This is a genomic window from Pseudoalteromonas sp. meg-B1 (assembly GCF_003173795.1).
Lineage (GTDB): Bacteria > Pseudomonadota > Gammaproteobacteria > Enterobacterales > Alteromonadaceae > Pseudoalteromonas > Pseudoalteromonas undina.
Genome location: NZ_QGQU01000002.1, coordinates 379909 through 402246, shown reverse-complemented (window position 1 = coordinate 402246; position 22338 = coordinate 379909). Strand labels below are relative to the sequence as shown.

The following is a 22338-nucleotide window of genomic DNA, read 5'->3' as shown; positions in this document are numbered from 1 at the left end:
ATAATAACAAACTCATTTGTAGCATGATCACTTTACGAGCATTTAAACAACACGATACCTGCCAAATAGTCACCATTTTGAACGATCAACAAGTAGCTCGCTATTTGTCCTCTAAAATTCCATTTCCTTATACTCAAGCAGATGCAAACTGGTGGGTAAACGAAGGAGCAAAATGTGGCATCATTAAAGCTATTGAAGTTGATGGCCTGTGTGTTGGTTGTATTGGTGTTATTCCTGGTGAGTTTGAGTATAGCCGCAGTGGCGAAATAGGTTATTGGCTTAGTCAGCAATATTGGGGGCAAGGTATTATTACCCAAGCCATAGAGTTGATTACTAAAGAAGTGTTTGAAAGTACTAACTTAAACCGTATTCATGCGGCTGTATTTGCTGGTAATGTTGGCTCAATGAGCGCGTTGCTTAAAAATGGCTTTAATAACGAAGCTATTTTAAAGAAAGCAATTTATAAAAATGGTCACTATTTAGATAGCCATGTATTTAGTGTGCTAAAACAGAGTAATTGTTCTAATTAAATTCTTTCGACGGTTGAATTAACCACCTCTCGCCCAAAGCTCGTGTATCAAGGTACAAATCTTTTCTACCTATCCGCGCATTATTGTTGAGCAATGTATAGTTTTAAAGCTTAAACATTCGGTATATAGGTCGTTTTTTCACTCTATCATGGAGATTTTTATGTCCACAACCAGTCGTCAATTTACTTTAGCATCACGCCCACATGGCGCTCCTACCAATGAAAATTTTGAACTTAAAAACGTAGAGTTACCATCATTAAAAGATGGTGAAGTCTTGCTGCGTACTATTTATTTATCACTAGACCCTTATATGCGTGGCCGCATGAGCGATGCTAAATCGTATGCCGACCCTGTAGAAATTGGTGATGTAATGGTTGGTGCAACGGTTTGCCAAGTCGAATCATCTAAAAATGATAAGTTTAGCGAAGGCGAATGGGTATTAGCATATACAGGCTGGCAAACTTACGCTATCTCAAATGGCGAGGGCTTAATGTCATTAGGTAAAGAGCCAACTAATCCGTCTTACGCACTTGGTATTATGGGTATGCCTGGCTTTACCGCCTACATGGGATTATTAGATATTGGCGCACCTAAAGCGGGTGAAACCGTTGTTGTTGCAGCAGCTACAGGCCCAGTAGGCGCAACGGTTGGTCAAGTAGCTAAAATTAAAGGCTGTAAAGTAGTAGGCGTTGCCGGAGGCAGCGAAAAATGTGCGCATGCTATTGAAAATCTAGGCTTTGATGCATGTATTGACCATAAAGCAGATGACTTTGCCGAGCAGTTAGAAAAAGCATGTGAGCAAGGCATTGATGTTTATTATGAAAATGTGGGCGGAAAAGTGTTTGATGCCGTATTACCTTTGCTTAATACCTCAGCACGCGTGCCTATCTGTGGTTTGGTATCGCAATATAATGCCACCAGCTTGCCTGAAGGCCCAGATAGATTAGGTATGCTAATGGGACAATTGTTAACTAAGCGTATTAAAATGCAGGGCTTTATAATTTTTGATGACTATGGCGATCGTTATGACGAATTTGCACAAGACATGCAAAAGTGGCTACAAGACGGAAAAGTTCAATACCGCGAACATCTTGTAGATGGTTTCGAAAAAACCATCGGCGCATTTAACGACATGATCAGCGGGAAGAACTTCGGTAAAACCGTAGTAAAGATTAACAGCCCACTATAATAACATTCAGGCTGTGTTGTAATTCAACACAGCTCAATAAGGAAGAAAATGATTAAACTACACCACTTAAACAAGTCTCGTTCTAAACGTATTATTTGGTTATTAGAAGAGCTTGAGGTTGATTACGAAATTGTTGCTTATCAGCGCAATACTGAAACTTTTTTAGCCCCTGATGAGCTTAAAAATGTGCATCCACTGGGCAAATCGCCAGTTATAGAAGATGATGGCTTAGTGATCGCCGAGTCTGGCGCTATCACAGATTACCTGATCACTAAATATGGCAAAGGTAAGTTTGCACCAGTCACGGGTACTGCAGAATTTGTAGACTATCAACAATGGCTTCACTTTGCAGAAAGCTCTGCAATTTTACCATTATTGCTAAAAATGTTTGTCCAGAAAGATGGTGCTAAAACGCAATTTTTAGAGGGCTATGCCGATGCTGAAACCACTAAAGTAATTAGCTACTTTAACAGCCGCCTTGAAGGCAAACGTTATTTAGTGGGCGATACTCTCACTGGTGCCGATTTTATGATGTCGTTTATCGTTGAAATCGTTAAAAACGCTGGCCAACTAGGGCACTTTAAAAACCTAGTTAAATACGATGAGCAATTACAATCTCACGAAAAGTTTCATACTGCCAACGAGCTTGAAGCTAAATACGATTAATTTTATGTTCGCTTTGATTGTGGCTAACGCAATCAGAGCGACAATCTCGTTACTCAGGCCTGTCTAAATAAATTTGTTTAAACGCATTAAAATTCAATTCAAATAATTCAACCAACGTCGGATCGAAATGATTACCTGCGCCTTTAATTATTTCCGCCTTTGCTTCATCCATGCTCCAAGGCTCTTTATAACAACGACGACAACATAACGCATCAAATACATCAGCAATCGCAGTAATTCGCCCCTCTAAACTGATCTCTTGCTGTTTTTTTGCGTGTGGATAACCAGCTCCATCCCAACGTTCGTGATGATCAATTGCAATGTTAGCAGCCATATCAATTACAGGATTAGCTGTTCCTTTGAGGATTTCCCAGCCTTTGGTGGTGTGCTGTTTCATAATTTCCCATTCATCAGCATCCAATTTAGCTGGCTTATTTAAAATTAAATCTGGAACTCCCACCTTTCCTACATCGTGTAACTGTGCTGCTAAACTAATTTTATCGCAGTATGATTGATTTTGATTATTTAGCTGCGCTAATAGTTTTGCATATAAACCAACCCTGATTACATGTGAGCCGGTTTCTTTGGAGCGTGACTCCATCGCTCCTCCCATTAGTGAAATAGCCAATTGCTGGGTTTCTTCAATTGAATTAGCTAATAAGAGGCTTTCAAAGGTCAGTACTACATTACCCAAAAATAAATCTACTAGCTGTTGAGCTTCTTTTTTTACCGGCTGCAGCGATTGAAACGCTAAGATGGAATCTAAACCTTTTTGCGAATGATGAAAATAAACATAATGATCTTCTGCTATAAAATTCTGCTTAGTTTGCTTTGCCCTTAAAAAATACTCTTGATGTTTTTGTGGAATACTGTCAATTCCATTGCCCGTGAATAAATGTATGCCAGAAAGCTCTCCCTCAATCATCTGCAGCTTTTCATCTAACTGGCAAATACCAAAGACCTTAGGCGCATCAATATACAAATTGGCGGAGCTCATATTCAGTACTAGTTTTAGCTCTTCCATTACAACAGAGGTAAACTCAACCAAGTCACCAATTTGGGTAATAGTAGAAATTGCTATTATTAGCCTTTTTAAGTTGTGCCGATGGTTTTGTAGCATACAAATATCGCGATAGGCGCGCAAAGAGGTATAAAAAATCAATTCAAGATCTTGGCTTTGCAGTTGGCTCTTCGCTTTATAACCATCAATATCATAATCGCGAATAACACTGCGCTCTGGCGCAACCCCTGGCTGACCTGTGCGTAAAATAATTCGGCTATATACATTTTGTAAGTCTTGGCGAACAAATCGTGCAAAATCTAATCCTGCATGCTCAGTTTCCATTACTACATCTAATAAAATTAATGCATAGCGCTCTGAGCTTTGTAGTTTCTCTCTGGCCTCTGCCGCACTGTAGACACTATGTAATTCAATAGGTCGTTGCTCAAATTCAAAGCGCTTCATTGCAAGTTGAGTTACTTGATGTACAGATTCATCATCATCAACCACTAAGATTTTCCATGGTTCAACATGCTTGCTGTCGACCGCTTGTTTTACAACTTCATCATCTTGTAACCAATCCATAAACACACTCTACTAGTTATTAATTCGGTAGCGTTAAGGGGAATTGAATAAAAAAATAAACTCCCGTTGATTGTTTTTCCTTTATAAAAATTTGCCCCTTTAGGCGATGTACAACAAGGTTGTACACAATGTTCATTCCTAAACCACTGCCACCACCTGCTCTATTTGTGGTGTAAAAAGGATCAAATACTTTTTTTTCTGCCTCTTCAGTCATGCCTCTTCCGTTATCTTGATAATGAATGAAAACAGAATCTGAGTAGTCTATATGAACACTTATTTGCCCTTTTTGGCTGCCATTTTTAAAACCATGAATAATTGAATTCATTACTAAATTAGTGAAGATTTGTGCTAAAGCACCAGGATCAGAATACACTTCAGGCTCAGGCTCTTTCGCACTAATAGTAATGTCAACGGGTGTTGCTTTGAGGGTATGGTAAAGGCTTTTTTGCACCTCATTTAAATAACTACTTATATATAAATTACGTAATTCTTCGGTTGTTTGATCAACCGCAACACGTTTAAAACTGCTTATTAAACCTGCGGCGCGCTGCATATTTTTTAGTAAAATGTCACAACTTAAATCAACTTCACTAATAAACTCACTAAACTGCGTTTTACTCAAGGAGCCAGAAGCCACCTTGTTTTTAGTTTCAATCAGCATCTCTCTTAAATGCGACGTCGCAGTTACGCAAACACCTAACGGCGTATTCACCTCATGGGCTACACCACTAACTAAACTTCCAAGTGACGACATTTTTTCTGCTTCAACAAGCTCTTGCTGAGTGCGACGAAGCTCTATGGTTTGCTCAACTAGAGCCTGCTCTGCCTCGTGGCGTTTACTCGACATTAAATTAATAGAATCACTTAAACGATCATAAGGACCGCGCTTTGAAACTGTTTTAGAAAAATCACCTGCTGCAATCGCAGAGCAAACCTGATCAATATCTTTACTGGCTTTAATTAAACGCTCAAAACTTCTAAACATAGTGCCAAGCTCATCATTTTGAGTCATATATTTTTGAACATGAATGGATAAATCGCCATTAGCTAACTGTTCAACAGATTTAATGGCAATATTAATACGCTTAGTTGTTCGGTTAATAAAATACCAAAAGAGTAAAAAAACCAGTAATACACTTGCAAAAGCCGCTGCCAATAATGGTTTAAATTGCGCTTGAATAGGCCCAATAATATCCGCTTCAGAGCGGCGCACTATCACTGTCCAATTACCAGTGGCAACCTTGGCTTTATCAAAATAGAAAACCCCGGAATCAAAAGGATCGTTCGCAGATAGTATCTCTCTTTCTTGCCCCTGTAACTTTAGCTGTTTGGCTATACTTGCGTAATCTGTATCTAAAATGGCCTTCGTTTTTAATCCTGAATGATTTAATGTCGTTGCAATCACGTTGTCGCGCTGACTGAGTAACAAAACATCTATTTTTAATTGCTGCTTTATGGTTTGCAAGAATTCAGTGATGTCAGCGAGCGCTCTATCTACGCTTGCCATACCGACAAATTTATCATTAATGATAATGGGCGAACTTTGTTCAACCAGCATTCTTCCCTCGTAAACATAGGGCTCAGTGATCATCGTCTCTGTATTGCCATCACGTAAAAACTGTTGGCGTACTCCCTCATAATAAAGACTAGATTCCATGTCCACCAAGGGCTCAAGTAACAAGCGTTCAGAATCATTAAAGTCACGGTGCCAATAAGGTAAAAAACGACCGGTTTGATTTACATAAACGCCTTCTTTTAATGACGGAGCATTAATATAGGCTTGATCTTGATTATCGGCATTAGGCTCATAACCAAAAGAAGCCCCCACGAATGAAGGATTCATTTTAAGCACTGCACGAACAAAATTAATACTTGCCTCTCTATCACCAAACAACCCATTTTGCTGTGCTAAGGCCATAATTTCGGTAGTGCGTACTGCCAATTGCGTCTCTTCATTTACTTTTGCAGCAATAGTATCGGCGGTCTGACTTAAGTTAAGCTTTGCTTGCATAACAGCCTGATTAAGGCTGGTTGAATACCAGTAACTCAAAATACCCGCGATGATGAGCATAACGGGCAATGCCAAATACAGCAGCATTTTTCCTTGCAAAGAATGTATGAGTGTTAGTCGCATAATTTTAGGCTTAAACAAGCAAGCCAATGTCCTGAGGATTTGAAGTAGTAAGCTTAAAAATTAGACTATAAAAACTTTCTAGGCAAATGAATTGTGTAGAAATAAAAGTGAAAGCAGGGTATTAAAATACCAGCTGCCTAGTAGATAAGATTGTTAAATAGGGTATGGTTTAAAGACAAAAACACTCTGCAAAACTTTTATTTTTAATCGGCCAATCGATAACCCACAGCTGGTTCAGTTAAGATATATTTTGGACTAGCGGGGTTAGCCTCTAATTTTTGTCTGAGCTGTGCCACATGGACTCGTACGTATTCAGGACGGTCTATGTACTGCGCTCCCCAAATATGGCTTAAGATTGCATTATGGGTGAGTACTGTATTTTTATTTTGAAACAGCAATAAGAGTATTGCGTACTCTTTTTTAGTGAGTTTTATCTCATTTCCAGAAGAGGTTACTCTGTGCTTTTGCGGATCTATTTTGATATTACCGCAGGTAAATGCCACACTCGGTTGGCTTTGGGTGCGTAATAAAACCCGAATCCGGGCTAGCAACTCATTCGCGCTAAACGGTTTGGTAATATAGTCATTTGCTCCATTATCAAGCGCTGTGACTTTTTCTACTTCGCCATCTCGAGCCGATAGCACTAAAACAGGTAAGGCACTCCATTGTCGAAATTCAACTAACCAGTCTTGACCATCCATATCTAGCAGGCCTAAGTCTAACAATACAAGATCGTAACTTTGCTCACTTAAACGTGCAAAACCATCTAACCCTTTATCACAAATACTTAGCTCGTAACCACTGGCTTGCAACAAGGTTTTTAAAAAGCTTTGTAGAGGGGGAGAATCTTCTAATATCAAGATTTTAGTCATTACTTTTTTCCCAGATTAACTTTGCGTGCGCCATATTTGCTTCGTTATTAATTGTTAATGTAAATGTGCCCTGGTGAAATTTAGCAACCACATCACAAATAATGCTGCCTAACCCAACACCTTCATCGTTACTTGTTTGCCCTTTAATTACCAAGTTATTAGTTAGAAGTAACTGATAAACTACCTTTTGCTGATTAGTACTTTGCGTAAATTCAACGCTTACCTTTTTATCACCATAACGCCATGCATTTTCGAGCATATTAGCCAGCGCAATTTCTAACAAAGTCACATCCCCTTTGCATGTTGTCTGAGCGTCTATATTGGTATTTATGATAAAATCAGTGAGTTGCTGCTGTCTTCTAGCTTTAGCTTCACTAAGTAGTGCTTGTAAGTTTATTGTTTGCCAACTTAGATTTTCACCCATTTTATTAACTCGGCTTAACTCCATTACTTTATCAAAGTGCTCATTTAGTATTTTACTTTGCTCATAAATATTACTCGCTTGCTCTTTTATCACGCTGTCACTGAGGGTAATCTCATCATCTGCAAGCATGCTCGATGCGCCCATAATAGTCGCCAGTGGTGTGCGTAAATCGTGAGACAAACTGCGTAAAAGTGCATTTTTAGCGCGCTCTAATTCCGCTTGCACCGAAATAGCAGCCGACTGTTGGCGTAATAACGTTTTTTCATGTACCTGATAAAGAAGCGAAATAGCGGTGTCCGCAAAGGATTTTTGCCCTTGCGTTAACCGTTTAGTAAAATTAAACCCGCCCCAGCTAGGGTTAACTTCACTAAGCAATATAAACTCACTATTGCCCTGCGATGCTGCAGGTATAAATGTACAAGATGCGTTTAAATGCTTGCTGATCCGCTGCACAAAGTACTTTTTTTGTTCATCCAGCGTATCTAGGCTGTTTAAGTCTTTGGCCAGTTCGTACAAGGTGCGACTATTACTTGCATGTAATTGCACATCCCTAACTTTAGTGCTGAGCTCCCCTGCCAATTGGCTGATCACAAAACCAACAATCAGCATAACCATAAAGGTTACTAAATATTCTATGTTTTCAATATGAAAAGTAAAATTTGGGGCAACAAAAAACCAATCTGTACACGCCACACTCACTAAGGTGGTCAGTATCGCAAGACGACGATTACTGCGCACAGCAACCCAAGTCACCCACAATAACTGAAGCATCACGATATCGGTGGTAGTAAACCAATTACGTACAGGGTAAATGGCAATAACCACAATTAATGGCATTATTACTGCCAAAAACAATGCGTTATACCAACGTGGTTTAGCCTCTGCCTGATTCATTAATTATTCCTCTAACATTTGAGAACCTAGATTACTGCCTTTTCGATATTGCCTCTATAAAGTTTTTATAAAGTTTTTTATCTGATTCGTTAAATCTTTATAAAGCTTTTAACGCCTACCTACATTGTTACTTTAATAACTCATATTCTAACTTCAGCAGAAGGAGTAATACGTATGTTGGGTTGGATAAAAATAGTGATGCTTACAGCCTATGTATTAACTGTTTATTGACCAAATGAACTTTACCACTTCTCTCTTTTAACTTTAATTTAGGTATCAACATGGCACATTTTACAGTGATCGGATTGGGTCGATTTGGCATTGCAGCAAGCCTTGAGTTAATTCATTTAGGGCATACAGTCACTGGGGTTGATAGTAACCCTAAACTAGCTGAAAAATATGTTGAGCATTTATCTGAAACCGTTGTTTGCGACTCCACTGATGAAGCCGCACTTAAAGAGCTTGATTTAGCGAGCAGTCAGGCCGTTTTAGTGGCGATTGGAGAAGACATGCAATCGAGCATTCTGTGCACCCTTGCATTAAAAAACCTAGCTGTTAAGCAAATATGGGTTAAAGCGAGCACCAAAGCCCATCACACAATTATTTCTAAGCTAGGTGTAACACGCATTATTCATCCTGAAGAAGAAATGGGCGTGCGCGTTGCACAAGCGCTTAATTACCCTGTAGTGAACGACTATATTTCCTTAGGCAATGGCTTATACGTTGTTGAAGTAAGTATAAAAGCGCACTTACATAAAACAAAACTAGGGCATTTACTTAAAGAAATAAAACACACTGTAGACCCATTATTGGTTAAGCGCGCAAAGCAAACGTTTGTCAAACTTGATGACAACTTTGAGTTACTTACCTACGACACTTTACTGTTATCAGGTAATCGAGTCGAACTAAACTATCTTGCACCAAGGCTTTTATAATTATGATTTTATGGCACCCTCTCAAAACGCCTATTGAGCGAAAAGTCAGTGGGCATAAAAAACTCAATGCGGCTCCACCGCTTATTTTATGTTGCAGTTTTTTAATATTAATAACGCTTGGGGCATTGGCGTTAAAACTGCCTTTTGCAACCTATGAGCCTATTTCATGGATACAAAGTGCGTTTACAGCAACCTCTGCGGTGACTGTAACTGGACTGGTTGTCGTCGATACCGGTTCAGTGTTTACTCCTTTTGGACAAGGCGTTATTGCGCTATTAATTCAACTAGGCGGTCTAGGTTTAATGACCTTTGCGGTTGTAACTTTAATGGCACTGGGTAATAAAGTTGGCTTTATTCAAAAAACAGTGACCAAAGCTGCCTTTAATCAAACAGATACATCTACTTTGGTAAATACCGCTAAGTCTGTTTTGCTGTTTGCGCTAATCGTTGAATCTGTAGGCATTATTATTTTAACGCTGTATTGGCTACCCGAAATGGGCTTACAAAAAAGCTTTTTTCATGCACTTTTTTATACTATTAGCGCTTTTAACAATGCAGGGTTTGCATTAAGTCCTAACAGCTTAATACAGTATGTAGAAGACCCCGTTGTAAATTTAACAATTACCTGTTTGTTTATTATTGGTGGCCTTGGCTTTACCGTATTAACAGATTTATATAAGTCAAAGCGTTGGGCTAAGCTCAGTCCCTACAGTAAATTAATGCTGATCAGCACTGTTATTATTAACGTTATTGCATTGTTGCTTATTTACGCAATTGAATACGATAATCCAAAAACACTGCAGCCGTTATCTGAAGTAGGTAAATGGCTAGCAGCTTGGTTTCAAGCCGTTACTCCCCGTACTGCGGGGTTTAATACCATTGCTATTGAAGAATTAAAAAATGCCAGTACCGCTTTAACTATGATGCTTATGTTTATCGGTGGCGGCTCTTTGAGTACAGCAAGTGGCATAAAGGTCGTTACATTTATCGTTTTAATACTAGCAACCTATAGCTACTTAAGACGTGACAAAGGCGTCACCGTGTTACGCCGAGAAATAGACAAAGATTCAGTGTATAAAGCATTAGCCTTAACCGTTATTTCAGCGGGAGTCACTTGGTTGGCTATTTTTACATTACTGGTCGTTGAAGATGCACCTTTTTTAGATGTTGCTTTTGAAGCGGTATCGGCACTGGGTACGGTAGGGCTTTCACGCGGTTTAACGTCATCGTTATCACCGCTGGGGGAGTTTATCATTATGTTTTTAATGTTTATGGGCAGAATAGGCCCGCTCACTCTCGCCTACTTTTTAGCAAGTCCACGCACTAAAAAACTAAGATACCCAAGCGCGCAACTCTCTATTGGTTAACAACACTAACGCGGGTTAATCAGCCCGCATTTTAAATACCCGCTAATTCACGTTCGGTAATACACTCATCAGACGCCATTTCAAATTCTCGACATGTTAACGGGCGATTTTCATAAATAGTACACATTAGCGTGTTGCGATCGAGTGCTTGGCACCAACCATCGTCGCCGCGCTTCATGACTTCACTGCCCCATTTGTCGTAATCAATATACTGAAAAGGGACACCGGTATCACTAACAATACGCACTTCTAATTGGCAACAACACGCTTGGCAGTTAGCACAAGTGACTGGTTGGGTATTGATATTTTCAACAGCAATGATTGAGTTTGACATACAGACTTTTGATAAATGGTATACAACCTATAGGATACACGAGCGAAGCAATGGTGACAGTAAAATAACTGTCAGATTTTAAATATCGTCATAATGTAATTAACCAATTACTAAAAAAAGCGTGCTGGTTAACCAACACGCTTATTAGTTGCGGATTAAAAAGTGAAAACCACTTTAACGTTATCCGATACAGCCGATGAAGAAACAAAGCCAATGGTGTCAGGGTTCGCTGCGACCATTTTGATTACTTCACTGTCATTTTCTAACTCTTTAGGCGGTGTGCCCTTTCCTGTAAAAATCAGTTTTGACCAGTACGCTTTTAACTGAGAAGACGTTTTATTGAGTAATTTACTATTAAACTGCTCGGTTGCAGCACTGCTTGATTCTTGAGATATTGGAATGATCTTATTGCCATTGCTAAATGACTTTTCTTTTCCTGTATAAATTCGACTAATAACAGACTCATCAAAACTACTTTCATTTGAAGGATGCACGATAATAGCAAATTCTGCATAGGCGAAGTTAGTAAACAAGAATATTACACATAATATTAATTTTTTCATTTTACTTCTCCTTAAAATACAACATCGACACCAAGGGTGATTGCTTTACTATCACCGGCCACAGCTAAATCAAACGAGTCATCTTTGACTCTATCGTATTGCACTTTAAATGCCGCTGACGGATGAAAATCCCACCTCACACCAACAGCAAATGTATTATGCTGCTCTGTATCGCCCTCACCTTCTTGTTCAAAGTCTGAAAACATGACATAGGGGGTAATTGAATCAAAACGATAGCCCGCACTGATCATATAAGTATCGAGATTACCATCTAGGTCTAAGCGGTTCAGTTCACTTAAAACAAAAAAATCACCAAAATCAAGGTTTGCAGCTAAGCCATAAAATTTACCATCTCTACTGTCTTTACCATCCCACAAAACGGGTTCACCCGCGCGAAAACGCTTGTTGGTATATTGCATGTGGGTCACTCTTAGTTCGAGCCAGTCACGATTAAGTAACAGTACGCCGCCTAACATATCTTCCCAAATTTCTCTTGTCGGCTCTTGAAAGAAGAAGTCTGACAACAGCTTGTTATCGTCATCATCTTCTTTACCGGTATAAATGTTCGCGGATACTCCCCAGTCACCTACAGAGCCTGAGTAAAGTAAATTAACCCCCTCGTAGTTAAATACTTGCCATGTATAATTGTCGGCAGGGGCCCGCATCCATACATATGCATAACCTACATCGAAAAAGTCTGAGTAGTAAAATAGTGGTAAACGCTTCTTACCAGCTTGAACAGTCCAATTATCGTTAATATCGTAAGAAATATAAGCCCATTCAAAATTTGCCTCAAAGTCGTTAACTCCTCTGGCAACTAGCTGACCAGTTACAGAAAGGCCTTCACCCAAGTCGCCTGATACCTGTAATCCAATCAAAGACTCTGGCGAAAAGGATAAATCTTCAGTGTAGGCACTTACATTTGGGTAGTCCGCTAGAAAGGTTGGTTCAACGCCATATTGCGGGACACCGGTGCCGCTTAGCACTTTACCCGCATTAATACTCGCAAAACCTGAAATATTAATTTCAGCATAACTACTTGCTGATACAAATACCCCCAATAGTATAATTTTTTGCAGTTTCATTGATCACCTCATTATTATAATGGCCGTCATAGCCAAATTGAGTATAGTAAAGCGAGAAAAAGAAACAAAAAATTAACACTTTTTATTTTATACTGATTTTTAATATTAATTAGGCGCCGACCTTGATAGCAATATTGCTTTAATTTCGCTGTAGCGCTGTTGCTCGCAAAGTGCAAACCCACTTAATTGCCGTACTTTATTGCGTGCAAATAGCGGCACACTCATTCCCGCCAAAAACCGACATTGGGTTTCAATGCCAACATTATGCACCCCTTTCGTTGCCATATGTGCCAAAAACTCATCCACCTTTTGATATATAAGCGCTGTATCAATCTTTGCAGGAGTGATTGAATATTCAAGCTTGACCGCATGTCCACGGCACACACTACAATGCCCACATTGCTGTGGCGCATTCGCATCATCAAAGTAACGGGCTAAGTTATAGCTTAAGCAAGATTGCAGCTCAAAAAAACGTACCAAAGCAGCAATCCGTTTTATTTCAGCTTGCTCTTTATCGGTAAAGTAATCATGTAACTGCTGGGCAAGTGCAGGGTTATTAATCACCTCGCTATGCACTTTGTACACTTGAGTAATACGTTTGGTTTCAAGGGTGATGAGGTTTTTTTCTGCTAAGTAATCAAGTGCGGCTACAACACGTTTACGGTCAACCTGTGCGGCTTGCGTTAGAGAGTCAAAGTTAAGTGTACCCCATATTTTTTTAAAGTCGGTATGGCTAAATATTTGCGATAAAAAAGCTTGGCGCTGCTGATCAAACTGATTAAGCAACTCATTTTTATCAACTAGAAATTTATACTTAAAATCGGCGTAGTACGCATACTGCGGGGTTATTGCACCTTGCATTTCCAATTGTACCAGTAAGGTTTTAAGGGCAAGCTGGCGAATATTACTTTCGCTAGAAAGACTATATTCTTGCATTTCCCATTGCTGTTGAGCTTGGCGAATATCGTTAATAACATATTCAATACCGCTGAGCTCTGGGGTATCGCCGTACACAAAGTTTTCGACTGTATTTAAGCCATCTAGATTAGCCAGCGTATAACAATTCGATGGGTTGCCATCACGACCTGCACGGCCAATTTCTTGGCTGTAGTTTTCAATTGATTTAGGTAAATCGTAGTGAATTACAAAACGAATGTCTGATTTATCAACCCCCATGCCAAAGGCAATAGTGGCGACCACTACATTTATTTTTCCCGCCATAAAATCATCTTGAATTTGTCCGCGTAGGGTGTCTTCAAGCCCGGCATGATACGCCACCGCCTGCAGGCCCTGTGCGCTTAACATATTGGCCACTTGTTCAGCACTTTGCTGCAGCGTAACATACACAATACCGGGGCCGGTTTGCGTACGGACAATTTCAGTAAGCTCAGTATTTTTATCAGCCGTTTTAACACTCAGCACATTTAAATCTAAATTAGCGCGATAAAACCCCGTTTGCACAATGCATTTTGGATCAATAGCAAATCGCTCTGCCATATCGCGTTTAACTTTTTTAGTAGCGGTGGCGGTTAATAGTAGCACTAACGGAATATTTAGCTCTTCACGGTAACGCGGTAATTTTAAGTAATCGGGTCTAAAGTTATGACCCCACTCTGAAATACAATGCGCTTCGTCTACTACCAACATAGAAAGTGCCACTTGGCTAATAAATTCTCTAAAGCGTTCGTTTTTAAAGCGCTCAACTGACACCATTAACACTTTAATCTTACCACTGCGCACGTCGTTCATTACGGTACTGCTTTGCATTTGATCTTGGCTTGAATCAAGACTTGCGGCATAAATGCCTTTACTGTTTAAAAAACTTATTTGATCTTTCATCAACGCTAATAATGGCGATACCACCAAGGTTAAATGCGGTAAATGTAACGCAGTAAGTTGATAGCACAAGGATTTACCCGATCCAGTTGGGAATATAGCCAGTGATGATTGGCCATTTAGCAATTGCTCTATGGTTTGTTGTTGCCCTGCTCTAAACTGATTAAAACCAAAATGTTGCTCAAGAGACTGAACTAGCGAGGTACTCATAAAAGCGTCCTTTTTATGTCGGTGCCCATAAATACTGTAAATGCGCAGTAGATGAAATATTTGCATATCAGTATACAGCATATCGTTGGATTTATTGCTGACATATCCTTCAATTAGGCGCACACTATAGTCCTATAAAAGCATGCTTTGCCAAAATAATTTTTTGATACCCAAGTCATTTTAAAAATCAACGTACAGAAATTGCTTCGGTATATTATTTTTAAGGGCATAGTCATGGACAAAACCATACCAAAAATTGTCATCATAGGCGGTGGCGCTGGTGGGCTGGAGCTAGCAACTCAATTAGGGCACAAATTAGGAAAGAAACAACACGCAAATATATTACTCATTGATAAAAACCGCACTCATATATGGAAACCGTTATTGCATGAAGTAGCAACCGGCTCTATTGATGCGGATTTAGATGGCGTTGTATACTCAGCGCATGCGGCCAAGCACCACTATAACTTCCAACTTGGTACTTTTTGTAACCTCGACAACAATAATAAAACCATTACCTTAAGCCCTCTATATGACGAGTTAGGGCATCAAATATTACCTAAACGAACCGTTCACTATGATCATTTAGTTATTGCCATTGGCAGTGTCAGTAACGACTTCAACACCCCGGGTATTAAAGACCATTGCTTTTACCTTGATTCAAACCAACAAGCCGAGCGTTTTCAACACGCCTTACTAGATAACTTTACTCGCCTTCATCAAGACGACGACCCATTGCATTCATTAAACATTGCTATTGTTGGCGGTGGGGCAACTGGCGTTGAGCTCTCAGCTGAGTTGTATCATGTTTCTGATTTACTCAAAATATACGGTTTAACCAATATGTCGGCGAAACGCTTGCACATACATTTGATTGAAGCGGGTCCCAGAATTTTACCTGCCCTGTCTGAGCGAATTGCTAGCTCAGCCAAACGTGAATTATTAAGATTAGGGGTTACCGTACGAGAAAACACCCAAGTTAAACAAGCAACCGAGCATGGCTTTATCACTAATAATGACGAGCAAATAAATGCGGATATTATGGTGTGGGCAGCAGGGGTAAAAGCCCCTGACTTCATTAAAGAGCTAGACATATTTGAGCTGACACGTAGCAATCAAATAAAAGTGAATGATTACTTACAAAGTAGCCTAGACCCTCAAATCTATGTGCTTGGTGATTGCTGCGCGTTTACCCAAGACGATGGGACGCAAGTGCCGCCACGCGCACAATCGGCTCATCAAATGGCGCAATGCGTTGAAAAAAATCTAATTGCTACATTACGTGAGCAGCCCCTGAAAAAGTTTGAATATAATGACCATGGCTCACTGGTAAATTTATCGCGATACAGCACGGTGGGCAGCTTAATGGGTAACCTAACCAGTAGTAGCTTTTTTATTGAAGGTAAAATTGCCCGCTTTATGTATATTTCACTATATAGAATGCATCAGCGCGCTATCCACGGCAGTGCCAAAACCTTTGCTTTGTGGATCAGCGAAAAGGTGCTGCGTGTTGTTCGCCCAAAAATGAAACTACACTAAATAACCTGAACTCCGGATAATAAACATAAATATCATTTTGATTAAATATGTTAGTAAATCTCTTAACTAGATTTCAGGTTAAATAGCTACATCAATCGCGGTAATAAATAAGATTAAACAAATATTTATTACCGCCGTCTTTAATTTTTCACAATTCCCATATAAATTTACATAAACCACTCACGGAATTTAGTAATGACCTTTAAAACGCTTATTTTTAATTTTGATGGTACCGGCAGTGAACCCCGCGACGCAGATCAGTTCAGTACAGAGCATTTTAAAGAAGACGCCAGTATTTCTAATATTCTAAAACTACACTTATTGCTCGGCGGTAAACTTGATGATTCACCCACTACCCCATTTTCACAGCAACTAAGCTTTTATTACCAAGGCATAGGCACCAAAGGAAGTCGTTTAAAACGAATTTTAAATCAAACACTTGCCCCACGTTCTGAAGATGTGGCCAGCATTTTGACTCAGGCTATCACAGATTTTAAGCAGCATTATCAAAGTGGCGATACTGTTCTACTTACCGGTTTTAGCAGAGGCGCTGCATTAGCAAGGCGTTTTGCTAAATGCCTAGAGCCATTAATAAATGAGCAAGTATATTTGTGTGTTTTTGACACCGTGGCCTCAATTGGCCTGTCAAAGATAAATAAAGCGACCCGTGGCGCAGAGCATGTGGTTTTTGAAAACCATACTATTGCCAATAATGTCGCTGGGGCCCTGCATTGTGTTGCGCTTGATGAGAAACGACGGGCCTTTGAGCCCACATTAATGAATCAACAAGCAAACATTACCGAGCTGTGGTTTGCAGGAGCCCACTCCGATGTAGGAGGAGGCTACTATCGCGATGGGCTTGCCGATATTTGCCTGCGTTATGCGCTTGAGTGGCTCATTGCTCAGCCGCTATCGGTTTCGTTATTAACCAGTCATGACATAGACTATGAAAACCTTTTACCTGAGAGTAACTTGGTTGCCCAAGACGATGTGACTGTTATTCCCGATCCACTGGCGCTAAGTCATCAACAAAATTACTTTTGGTTAAACCCATTTTTCAAGCTGGTTGATAGGCAGTGCTGTGTATTAATTAACGATGAAATTAGCCACAACGCTCCATTAATACATCACAGTGTTGCACAGCGAATTAATAAACTAACCAGCTATCGCCCTGAATCGTTAAAAAATATACATTATAAAATGATTTACAGCGATGACAGTACACTAAACTTTATGGGGCTAAGTGCTCATATAATGCTCGCCAATCAAAATATGAGCTTACTGAGTGTTAATCAAAGCAAAGATGTGATGGTGTACGCTAGTGAAGCCTACAATGCTACCGGCTTAATGCTTGCCCAAGATGCAACGTATCGCTTTACTCCTTACCCTAACCAATTTTGGTATGACGATGGTGTAAAGTGCCCTCCTTCTGGCTGGCATCGCGATAATGTGCAACTCGGCGTTAAAGAAATCCCTATGGCATTACTTGAGCCATTTAGGCGTTTAGCCACGGCGCAGTGGTTTAGCTTAATAGGGACCATTGGCCAAAGCGATGACCATGCATTTGAAATTGCCGAAGGCGTTGAAATAACCATTAAAAAATCAGGAGAATTTTGTCCATTTGCTAATGATTTAAGTCGTTTTTATGGGGCGAATGCTGGCAGAATAAAGCTCAAGGTAACACGCTTAAGCTGATAAAGTGCCCTAATAATCAGTGCACTTTATACTGCAAAGTGCACTGAGCTAGGGATAGCTGGTGGATGTTATTGCTTTTTCATTTTATGCCCTTTCACGGCATAAAATAATATAAATAAGTAACAAGGTAACAATACAGAGTAGCCAGTTTGTAGCGAGGTAAAGCCGCTCAGTAAGCCCCATAACACCGGACCAAATGCACCGCCCGCTATACCCATTACTAACAGTGCTGAGCCTGTGCTGGTTAGTTTACCTAAACCCGATAACGCAAGTGGGAAAACCGCCGGCCAAACAATGGCGTTTGCTAAGCCTAAAAAGGCAATTAGCAGTAAAGCATCTGGTAAATTAGCGCCTCCTAAAGGCACCAGTATGGCATTGGCAATAACAAAAGACTGCGCATCAATAAACAAAATGCACAGGGTGATCACAATACCCAATACAGCCGATGCTGTTAAGGCCGCTTGTTGAGAGATAAATTTAGGGATAAGTAAAATACCTAAAATATAACCAAACACCATAAACATCATAGTGTATGAAGTCATTACCCCATAGTTTTCAATACCCAGCGATAGTGCAAAAGTACCTATGGTATCGCCAGCAATAACCTCTACCGCAACATACAAAAAGATAGCAATTGCACCTAACACCAAGTTTGGATGAGAGAGTGTTTCACGAATTTCACCTTTGTCGTTTATTGCTTCTACTTCATCATTGATAAGCTCAGGCAGCGGAGACTTTTTAACCGCAAAAGCTAATACACCAATAAATAAGGCCATGCCTAAGTAAGGTAAAATAAGACCATTTGCCATATCATCAACTTGCTGTTGGCTTAGATCTGTGCCCACGGTACCGGTAAAGTTACTTAAAATTAAGGCGGTAAAAACCATCGGTGAGATAACTCCTGCGCCTTTATTTAAAATCCCCATAATACTAATACGTACAGCAGCCGATTCTTCTGGCCCTAAACGTACTACATACGGATTAACCGCGGTTTGTAATAAGGTTTGCCCTGCGCCCATTACCAACTGCGCTAGTAAAAACAAAGGAAAAAACTGCGACATAGCAGCAGGAATAAACATTAAGCCTGCTAACATCATACAGCCCATCCCCAATGCCATACCGTTTTTGTAGCCGACCTTTTTGATCAGTACTGCCGAGGGCAGCGCTGTAAATGTGACCGCAATATAAAAGGAAAATAAAATTAACGACCCTTGAAATGGGGTTAACTGTAAAATTTGACTTAAGTAAGGCATTAACGAGCCATTAAGCCAAGTAGCAAAGCCCAGTATAAAAAATAATACCGCAACAATGGCCATGGGGACCACGCTACTATTTTTGGACGTATCCATAACATTGGTTGTCATGTTATTTTCCTTTATTTATATTTATTATGTTGTTAACAAACCCGAGCGCCGCCAATCCACGTGCTAATGACTTGTTGTTGTGTGTTTAATTGTACAAAATCTGCTGGACTACCCAGTATTAATCGCCCGTGTGTGGCAGGCAACTTTAAATACTGAGCAGGATATAAACTCGCCATTTTAAGCGCTTGCGCTAATGGCTGTTTTAAATGAGTTACAGTGTTTCTAACTGCGGTTGCCATATCAAGCGCAGAACCTGCCAACTCGCCTGTTGTAGAGGTGAGTTTACCATTCTCTAAGCTGACAGTTCGGTCAAAAAAAGCAAACTGAGTGTCATCTGTTCCCACTGGTGGCATCGCATCAGTAACTAAAAACACGTGCCCTATTGGTTTTGCTTTTAATGCCAGTTGGCATGCTGCGTAATCAACATGATGGCCATCAACAATTAAGCCACAATAAGTATCATCATTTAATAATGCACAGCCCACCACTCCCGGCTCACGCCCTTGTAGTGGTGACATAGCATTATACAAATGCGTAAATCCGGTTGCCCCAGCATCAACACCTTGTTGAGCCTGTTCAAAGCTTGCGTTGGTATGACCTAAACAAACCTGAATCCCTAAATCGCGCATTTTGGTAATATCGCTTGGTAGTACATTTTCAGGCGCTAAGGTGACTACGACTTTACCTAAATCTTGACGAGATAACACCTGCCACTCTTGTTCAGAAATAGGACGAATAAAATCAGCGCTGTGAGCCCCTTTTTTTGCCACTGACAAATGCGGCCCTTCAAAGTGAATGCCAATAATACCTGGCGTTTGTTGGGCTATCGCCTTAGCAATTACATCGGCTGCTTGGCGCATTACTTCTACGGTGTCAGTAATTAACGTTGGCAGCATAGCAGTTGTACCGTATTTGGCATGTGCTAGCAGTATTTTTTTAACCCCAGCAACACTGCTAGTACGGTTAAACAATTCACCGCCACCGCCATTAACTTGTAAGTCAATAAAGCCAGGTGCGACTAAACCCGTTAGGTGCTCGTCTGTCTGCTGTACGTTATCATCTATTGCCGTAATAATACCCGCATCAACGCTTAGCACTTTGTCGTTAACAAAGTGCTCGCCATCAAAAAACTGGGCTACATGAATTCGTTTAACTGACATTTATAATGTCCTTGTTACTTTTTTAAGCCCCTTTGGCTCATCAGGATTAAAACCACGGCTTAATGCCACTTTTGCCACATCAAGGTAAAAACGCTGTAATACTAAAAATGGCGCTAATCGCGGGTGTACTTTAATACCTTGTTGGTTAAGGCTAATCACTTGTGCACCGCGTTTTTTGACCTCAGCAATTTGCTGCTGATGTGACTCTTTGGTTTCATCATCAACCGAACAATCTAAAATCACTAACCCTTGCTCAACTAAGGTCACCGGACCATGTAAAAACTCCGCACTACTAAATGACTCAGCATGAATAGCACACACCTCTTTAAGCTTAAGTGCCATTTCTTTTGAGATAGAAAACCCTAAACCACGTGCCAATACCACCATATTCTTAATATTTGCAAACTCAGTAGGTTGTAGCTGAGTTGGCGAATCTATAATGGCATTAAGCGCGCTAGGTAACTCGTCAAGCCCTTGTAATAATGACTCATTTTGAGTCCAATTAGCAACAATATGTACTAGGGCTGATAACGTTGCCAAATAGCTTTTTGTTGCCGCCACCGAAATTTCATCGCCGGCTTTAAGAGGAACAAAATCATCGACTATGTCTTGTAGAGGTGACGCTTCATCGTTAACCAGCGCAATACAATAAGCGCCTGCCTCTTTCGCCATTTTTGCCTGGGCAAGAATGTCTGGGCTGCGTCCTGATTGAGAAATTACAATCACAACAGCGCCTTCAAGCTTTAATGTTTTACCATATACACTCGCCACTGATGGCGCTGCAGAACTGACCGGTACACCCGCTTCAATTTCAATTAAATACTTACCAAAAACACCAGCATGATCTGATGAACCGCGACCAATCATCATAACCACCTTAGGGGCCATATCGCGAAGCTTATGACCAATTTTTTCCACTAAAGGTTGGTTGGCAATAATTTGCTTTTCAATAACATTTGGCGTTTGCGCCGCTTCTTTTTCCATTAGTGTGTTAAACATCATAACTCCTGGCTGCTGTAATTAACGTGCTGTTGTTTAGCGTAAAGTACAGACCCCATTTCTGGTGACGATAATGGGGCTGATAAAATAGCTTGTATGTCTGGGTCTAACCATGTTGTCATCACGGTTGATAAGCCACCAATAAACGAAAGCCTTGGTGGGTTTTTATCTAATAATTGTCGTGCAATGTCGCTTAAATAAGCGCCACCTTCTTTTAAAATGGCAATTGCTGTGGCATCGTTCGCCTGTGCTGATTGAAAAACACAACCTGCAAGTTGCGCAAAAAAGGCTGCAGGCTTATTGGCAATCACTTCAACAAGTTGCATTGCATCGCTGACTTCTAAATACTTCATTAACAAGTTAGTAAGCGCACCACTTGGGATTAATTTATCTAGGCTAAGCAGCACATACTGACAAGCAGTAAAGCCAATCCATGCACCACTGCCTTTGTCACCATGTGGAAAGCCATGACCACCAATCATAAACGATTGGCCATTAACGTATGAAAATCCACACGAACCAGTGCCAGCAATCATCACTGCGCCATCCTCGCCCTGATGAGCGCCCATACAAGCAATAAGTAAATCAGTAGTTAAGTGCATGGCTTTAAATGGGTGTTGCCATTGTGTCATTTGATTATGCAAACTTGGTAAGTTAACCCCTGCTAGGCCAACCCCTGCAATAAGCTCAGATAAAGGCGTATCTTTAAGCCCTGCATCTTGTAATGCTAAACGCGCTGATTGCTCAATAGAATGAGTTGCTTGATTAAAACCATGTAACGGGTTACCTGGGCCTGCCACACCGGTGCCGACTATGTTATTACAGCTATTGACGATAATTGCTTTACATTTAGTGCCGCCGCCATCGATCCCCACAAAGAGTTGATTGTTTTTAATATTGTTGGTGATCATTTTTGCCTCTTAAGTTGTTCGACCGTTTTGCAAAACACTAAAATAA

Annotated in this window: 19 protein-coding genes; 7 read left to right on the top strand and 12 right to left on the bottom strand. The window is 40.3% G+C overall.

Annotation, left to right across the window (positions count from 1 at the left end; all coding sequences use genetic code 11):
• The first annotated feature begins 23 nt into the window (after positions 1-23).
• From DK924_RS10275 to DK924_RS10265, 3 genes are all read left to right on the top strand, one after another.
• Positions 24-530, top strand: coding sequence for a GNAT family N-acetyltransferase (locus tag DK924_RS10275; RefSeq protein WP_055011550.1), 507 nt, complete (start codon positions 24-26; stop codon positions 528-530).
• Positions 531-690: 160 nt separating this feature from the next.
• Entirely contained in the window at positions 691-1719 is a 1029-nt protein-coding gene (locus DK924_RS10270; RefSeq protein ID WP_109875083.1) for an NADP-dependent oxidoreductase, read from the top strand.
• A gap of 48 nt (positions 1720-1767) precedes the next feature.
• Complete coding sequence (locus DK924_RS10265; RefSeq protein ID WP_109875082.1) at positions 1768-2385, top strand: glutathione S-transferase family protein; 618 nt, start codon at positions 1768-1770, stop codon at positions 2383-2385.
• 49 nt (positions 2386-2434) lie between these two features.
• Here DK924_RS10265 and DK924_RS10260 read toward each other — a convergent pair whose 3' ends face one another.
• From DK924_RS10260 to DK924_RS10245, 4 genes are all read right to left on the bottom strand, one after another.
• Positions 2435-3970 carry an HD domain-containing phosphohydrolase gene (locus DK924_RS10260; RefSeq protein ID WP_010389475.1) on the bottom strand — a complete coding sequence of 512 codons (1536 nt, stop codon included), beginning with the start codon at positions 3968-3970 and terminating at the stop codon, positions 2435-2437.
• 19 nt (positions 3971-3989) lie between these two features.
• Entirely contained in the window at positions 3990-6104 is a 2115-nt protein-coding gene (locus tag DK924_RS10255; RefSeq protein WP_258306454.1) for an ATP-binding protein, read from the bottom strand.
• Between the two features lie 203 nt (positions 6105-6307).
• Positions 6308-6976 carry a response regulator gene (locus DK924_RS10250; RefSeq protein ID WP_109875080.1) on the bottom strand — a complete coding sequence of 223 codons (669 nt, stop codon included), beginning with the start codon at positions 6974-6976 and terminating at the stop codon, positions 6308-6310.
• The gene (locus DK924_RS10245) at positions 6969-8294 is read right to left on the bottom strand and encodes a DUF4118 domain-containing protein (RefSeq protein WP_109875079.1); all 1326 of its coding nucleotides are present in this window, start codon (positions 8292-8294) and stop codon (positions 6969-6971) included. Before DK924_RS10245 ends, DK924_RS10250 begins: the two co-directional genes overlap by 8 nt.
• Positions 8295-8575: 281 nt before the next feature.
• On the opposite strand from DK924_RS10245, the gene DK924_RS10240 reads away from it, so the two are divergent.
• Together DK924_RS10240 and DK924_RS10235 are read left to right on the top strand one after the other, a co-directional pair.
• On the top strand, positions 8576-9229 hold the full coding sequence (locus DK924_RS10240) for a TrkA family potassium uptake protein (RefSeq protein WP_109875078.1): 654 nt from the start codon (positions 8576-8578) through the stop codon (positions 9227-9229).
• 2 nt (positions 9230-9231) lie between these two features.
• Positions 9232-10596 (top strand): TrkH family potassium uptake protein, encoded by a 1365-nt coding sequence (locus DK924_RS10235; protein ID WP_109875077.1) that lies wholly within the window; start codon positions 9232-9234, stop codon positions 10594-10596.
• A gap of 31 nt (positions 10597-10627) precedes the next feature.
• On the opposite strand, the gene DK924_RS10230 is transcribed toward DK924_RS10235, so the two are convergent.
• From DK924_RS10230 to DK924_RS10215, 4 genes are all read right to left on the bottom strand, one after another.
• Positions 10628-10930 (bottom strand): YkgJ family cysteine cluster protein, encoded by a 303-nt coding sequence (locus tag DK924_RS10230; RefSeq protein WP_181388770.1) that lies wholly within the window; start codon positions 10928-10930, stop codon positions 10628-10630.
• 155 nt (positions 10931-11085) lie between these two features.
• Positions 11086-11493, bottom strand: a complete 408-nt coding sequence (locus DK924_RS10225) for a substrate-binding domain-containing protein (protein WP_010389484.1) — start codon at positions 11491-11493, stop codon at positions 11086-11088.
• 11 nt (positions 11494-11504) lie between these two features.
• The gene (locus tag DK924_RS10220; RefSeq protein ID WP_010389486.1) at positions 11505-12578 is read right to left on the bottom strand and encodes a porin; all 1074 of its coding nucleotides are present in this window, start codon (positions 12576-12578) and stop codon (positions 11505-11507) included.
• A gap of 105 nt (positions 12579-12683) precedes the next feature.
• Entirely contained in the window at positions 12684-14624 is a 1941-nt protein-coding gene (locus tag DK924_RS10215) for an ATP-dependent DNA helicase RecQ (protein WP_109875076.1), read from the bottom strand.
• 234 nt (positions 14625-14858) lie between these two features.
• On the opposite strand from DK924_RS10215, the gene DK924_RS10210 reads away from it, so the two are divergent.
• Together DK924_RS10210 and DK924_RS10205 are read left to right on the top strand one after the other, a co-directional pair.
• Complete coding sequence (locus DK924_RS10210) at positions 14859-16163, top strand: NAD(P)/FAD-dependent oxidoreductase (RefSeq protein ID WP_010389488.1); 1305 nt, start codon at positions 14859-14861, stop codon at positions 16161-16163.
• A gap of 195 nt (positions 16164-16358) precedes the next feature.
• Entirely contained in the window at positions 16359-17858 is a 1500-nt protein-coding gene (locus DK924_RS10205) for a DUF2235 domain-containing protein (protein WP_054201440.1), read from the top strand.
• A gap of 68 nt (positions 17859-17926) precedes the next feature.
• Here DK924_RS10205 and nagP read toward each other — a convergent pair whose 3' ends face one another.
• The 4 genes from nagP to nagK are packed head-to-tail and all read right to left on the bottom strand — an operon-like array spanning position 17927 to position 22292.
• Positions 17927-19222 (bottom strand): N-acetylglucosamine MFS transporter NagP, encoded by a 1296-nt coding sequence (nagP, locus tag DK924_RS10200; protein WP_109875075.1) that lies wholly within the window; start codon positions 19220-19222, stop codon positions 17927-17929.
• A 32-nt stretch (positions 19223-19254) separates the two neighbouring features.
• A complete protein-coding gene (gene nagA, locus DK924_RS10195) occupies positions 19255-20382 on the bottom strand; it encodes an N-acetylglucosamine-6-phosphate deacetylase (protein WP_075170064.1) in 1128 nt (375 codons plus the stop codon).
• Positions 20383-21381, bottom strand: a complete 999-nt coding sequence (gene nagB-II, locus DK924_RS10190) for a glucosamine-6-phosphate deaminase NagB-II (RefSeq protein WP_010389493.1) — start codon at positions 21379-21381, stop codon at positions 20383-20385.
• On the bottom strand, positions 21381-22292 hold the full coding sequence (nagK, locus tag DK924_RS10185) for an N-acetylglucosamine kinase (protein ID WP_010389495.1): 912 nt from the start codon (positions 22290-22292) through the stop codon (positions 21381-21383). The genes nagB-II and nagK overlap by 1 nt, the downstream gene beginning before the upstream one ends.
• Positions 22293-22338: the final 46 nt, after the last annotated feature.

Excerpts from the sequence above, each read along its gene's own strand:
- DK924_RS10275 (WP_055011550.1), top strand. The coding sequence starts at position 24 with ATGATCACTTTACGAGCATTTAAACAACACGATACCTGCCAAATAGTC.
- nagA (WP_075170064.1), bottom strand. The coding sequence starts at position 20,382 with ATGTCAGTTAAACGAATTCATGTAGCCCAGTTTTTTGATGGCGAGCAC.
- DK924_RS10225 (WP_010389484.1), bottom strand. The coding sequence starts at position 11,493 with ATGAAAAAATTAATATTATGTGTAATATTCTTGTTTACTAACTTCGCC.
- DK924_RS10240 (WP_109875078.1), top strand. The coding sequence starts at position 8,576 with ATGGCACATTTTACAGTGATCGGATTGGGTCGATTTGGCATTGCAGCA.
- DK924_RS10220 (WP_010389486.1), bottom strand. The coding sequence starts at position 12,578 with ATGAAACTGCAAAAAATTATACTATTGGGGGTATTTGTATCAGCAAGT.
- DK924_RS10215 (WP_109875076.1), bottom strand. The coding sequence starts at position 14,624 with ATGAGTACCTCGCTAGTTCAGTCTCTTGAGCAACATTTTGGTTTTAAT.
- DK924_RS10235 (WP_109875077.1), top strand. The coding sequence starts at position 9,232 with ATGATTTTATGGCACCCTCTCAAAACGCCTATTGAGCGAAAAGTCAGT.
- DK924_RS10255 (WP_258306454.1), bottom strand. The coding sequence starts at position 6,104 with ATGCGACTAACACTCATACATTCTTTGCAAGGAAAAATGCTGCTGTAT.
- DK924_RS10270 (WP_109875083.1), top strand. The coding sequence starts at position 691 with ATGTCCACAACCAGTCGTCAATTTACTTTAGCATCACGCCCACATGGC.
- nagK (WP_010389495.1), bottom strand. The coding sequence starts at position 22,292 with ATGATCACCAACAATATTAAAAACAATCAACTCTTTGTGGGGATCGAT.
- DK924_RS10265 (WP_109875082.1), top strand. The coding sequence starts at position 1,768 with ATGATTAAACTACACCACTTAAACAAGTCTCGTTCTAAACGTATTATT.
- DK924_RS10205 (WP_054201440.1), top strand. The coding sequence starts at position 16,359 with ATGACCTTTAAAACGCTTATTTTTAATTTTGATGGTACCGGCAGTGAA.
- DK924_RS10230 (WP_181388770.1), bottom strand. The coding sequence starts at position 10,930 with ATGTCAAACTCAATCATTGCTGTTGAAAATATCAATACCCAACCAGTC.
- nagP (WP_109875075.1), bottom strand. The coding sequence starts at position 19,222 with ATGACAACCAATGTTATGGATACGTCCAAAAATAGTAGCGTGGTCCCC.
- DK924_RS10250 (WP_109875080.1), bottom strand. The coding sequence starts at position 6,976 with ATGACTAAAATCTTGATATTAGAAGATTCTCCCCCTCTACAAAGCTTT.
- DK924_RS10245 (WP_109875079.1), bottom strand. The coding sequence starts at position 8,294 with ATGAATCAGGCAGAGGCTAAACCACGTTGGTATAACGCATTGTTTTTG.
- DK924_RS10210 (WP_010389488.1), top strand. The coding sequence starts at position 14,859 with ATGGACAAAACCATACCAAAAATTGTCATCATAGGCGGTGGCGCTGGT.
- DK924_RS10260 (WP_010389475.1), bottom strand. The coding sequence starts at position 3,970 with ATGGATTGGTTACAAGATGATGAAGTTGTAAAACAAGCGGTCGACAGC.
- nagB-II (WP_010389493.1), bottom strand. The coding sequence starts at position 21,381 with ATGTTTAACACACTAATGGAAAAAGAAGCGGCGCAAACGCCAAATGTT.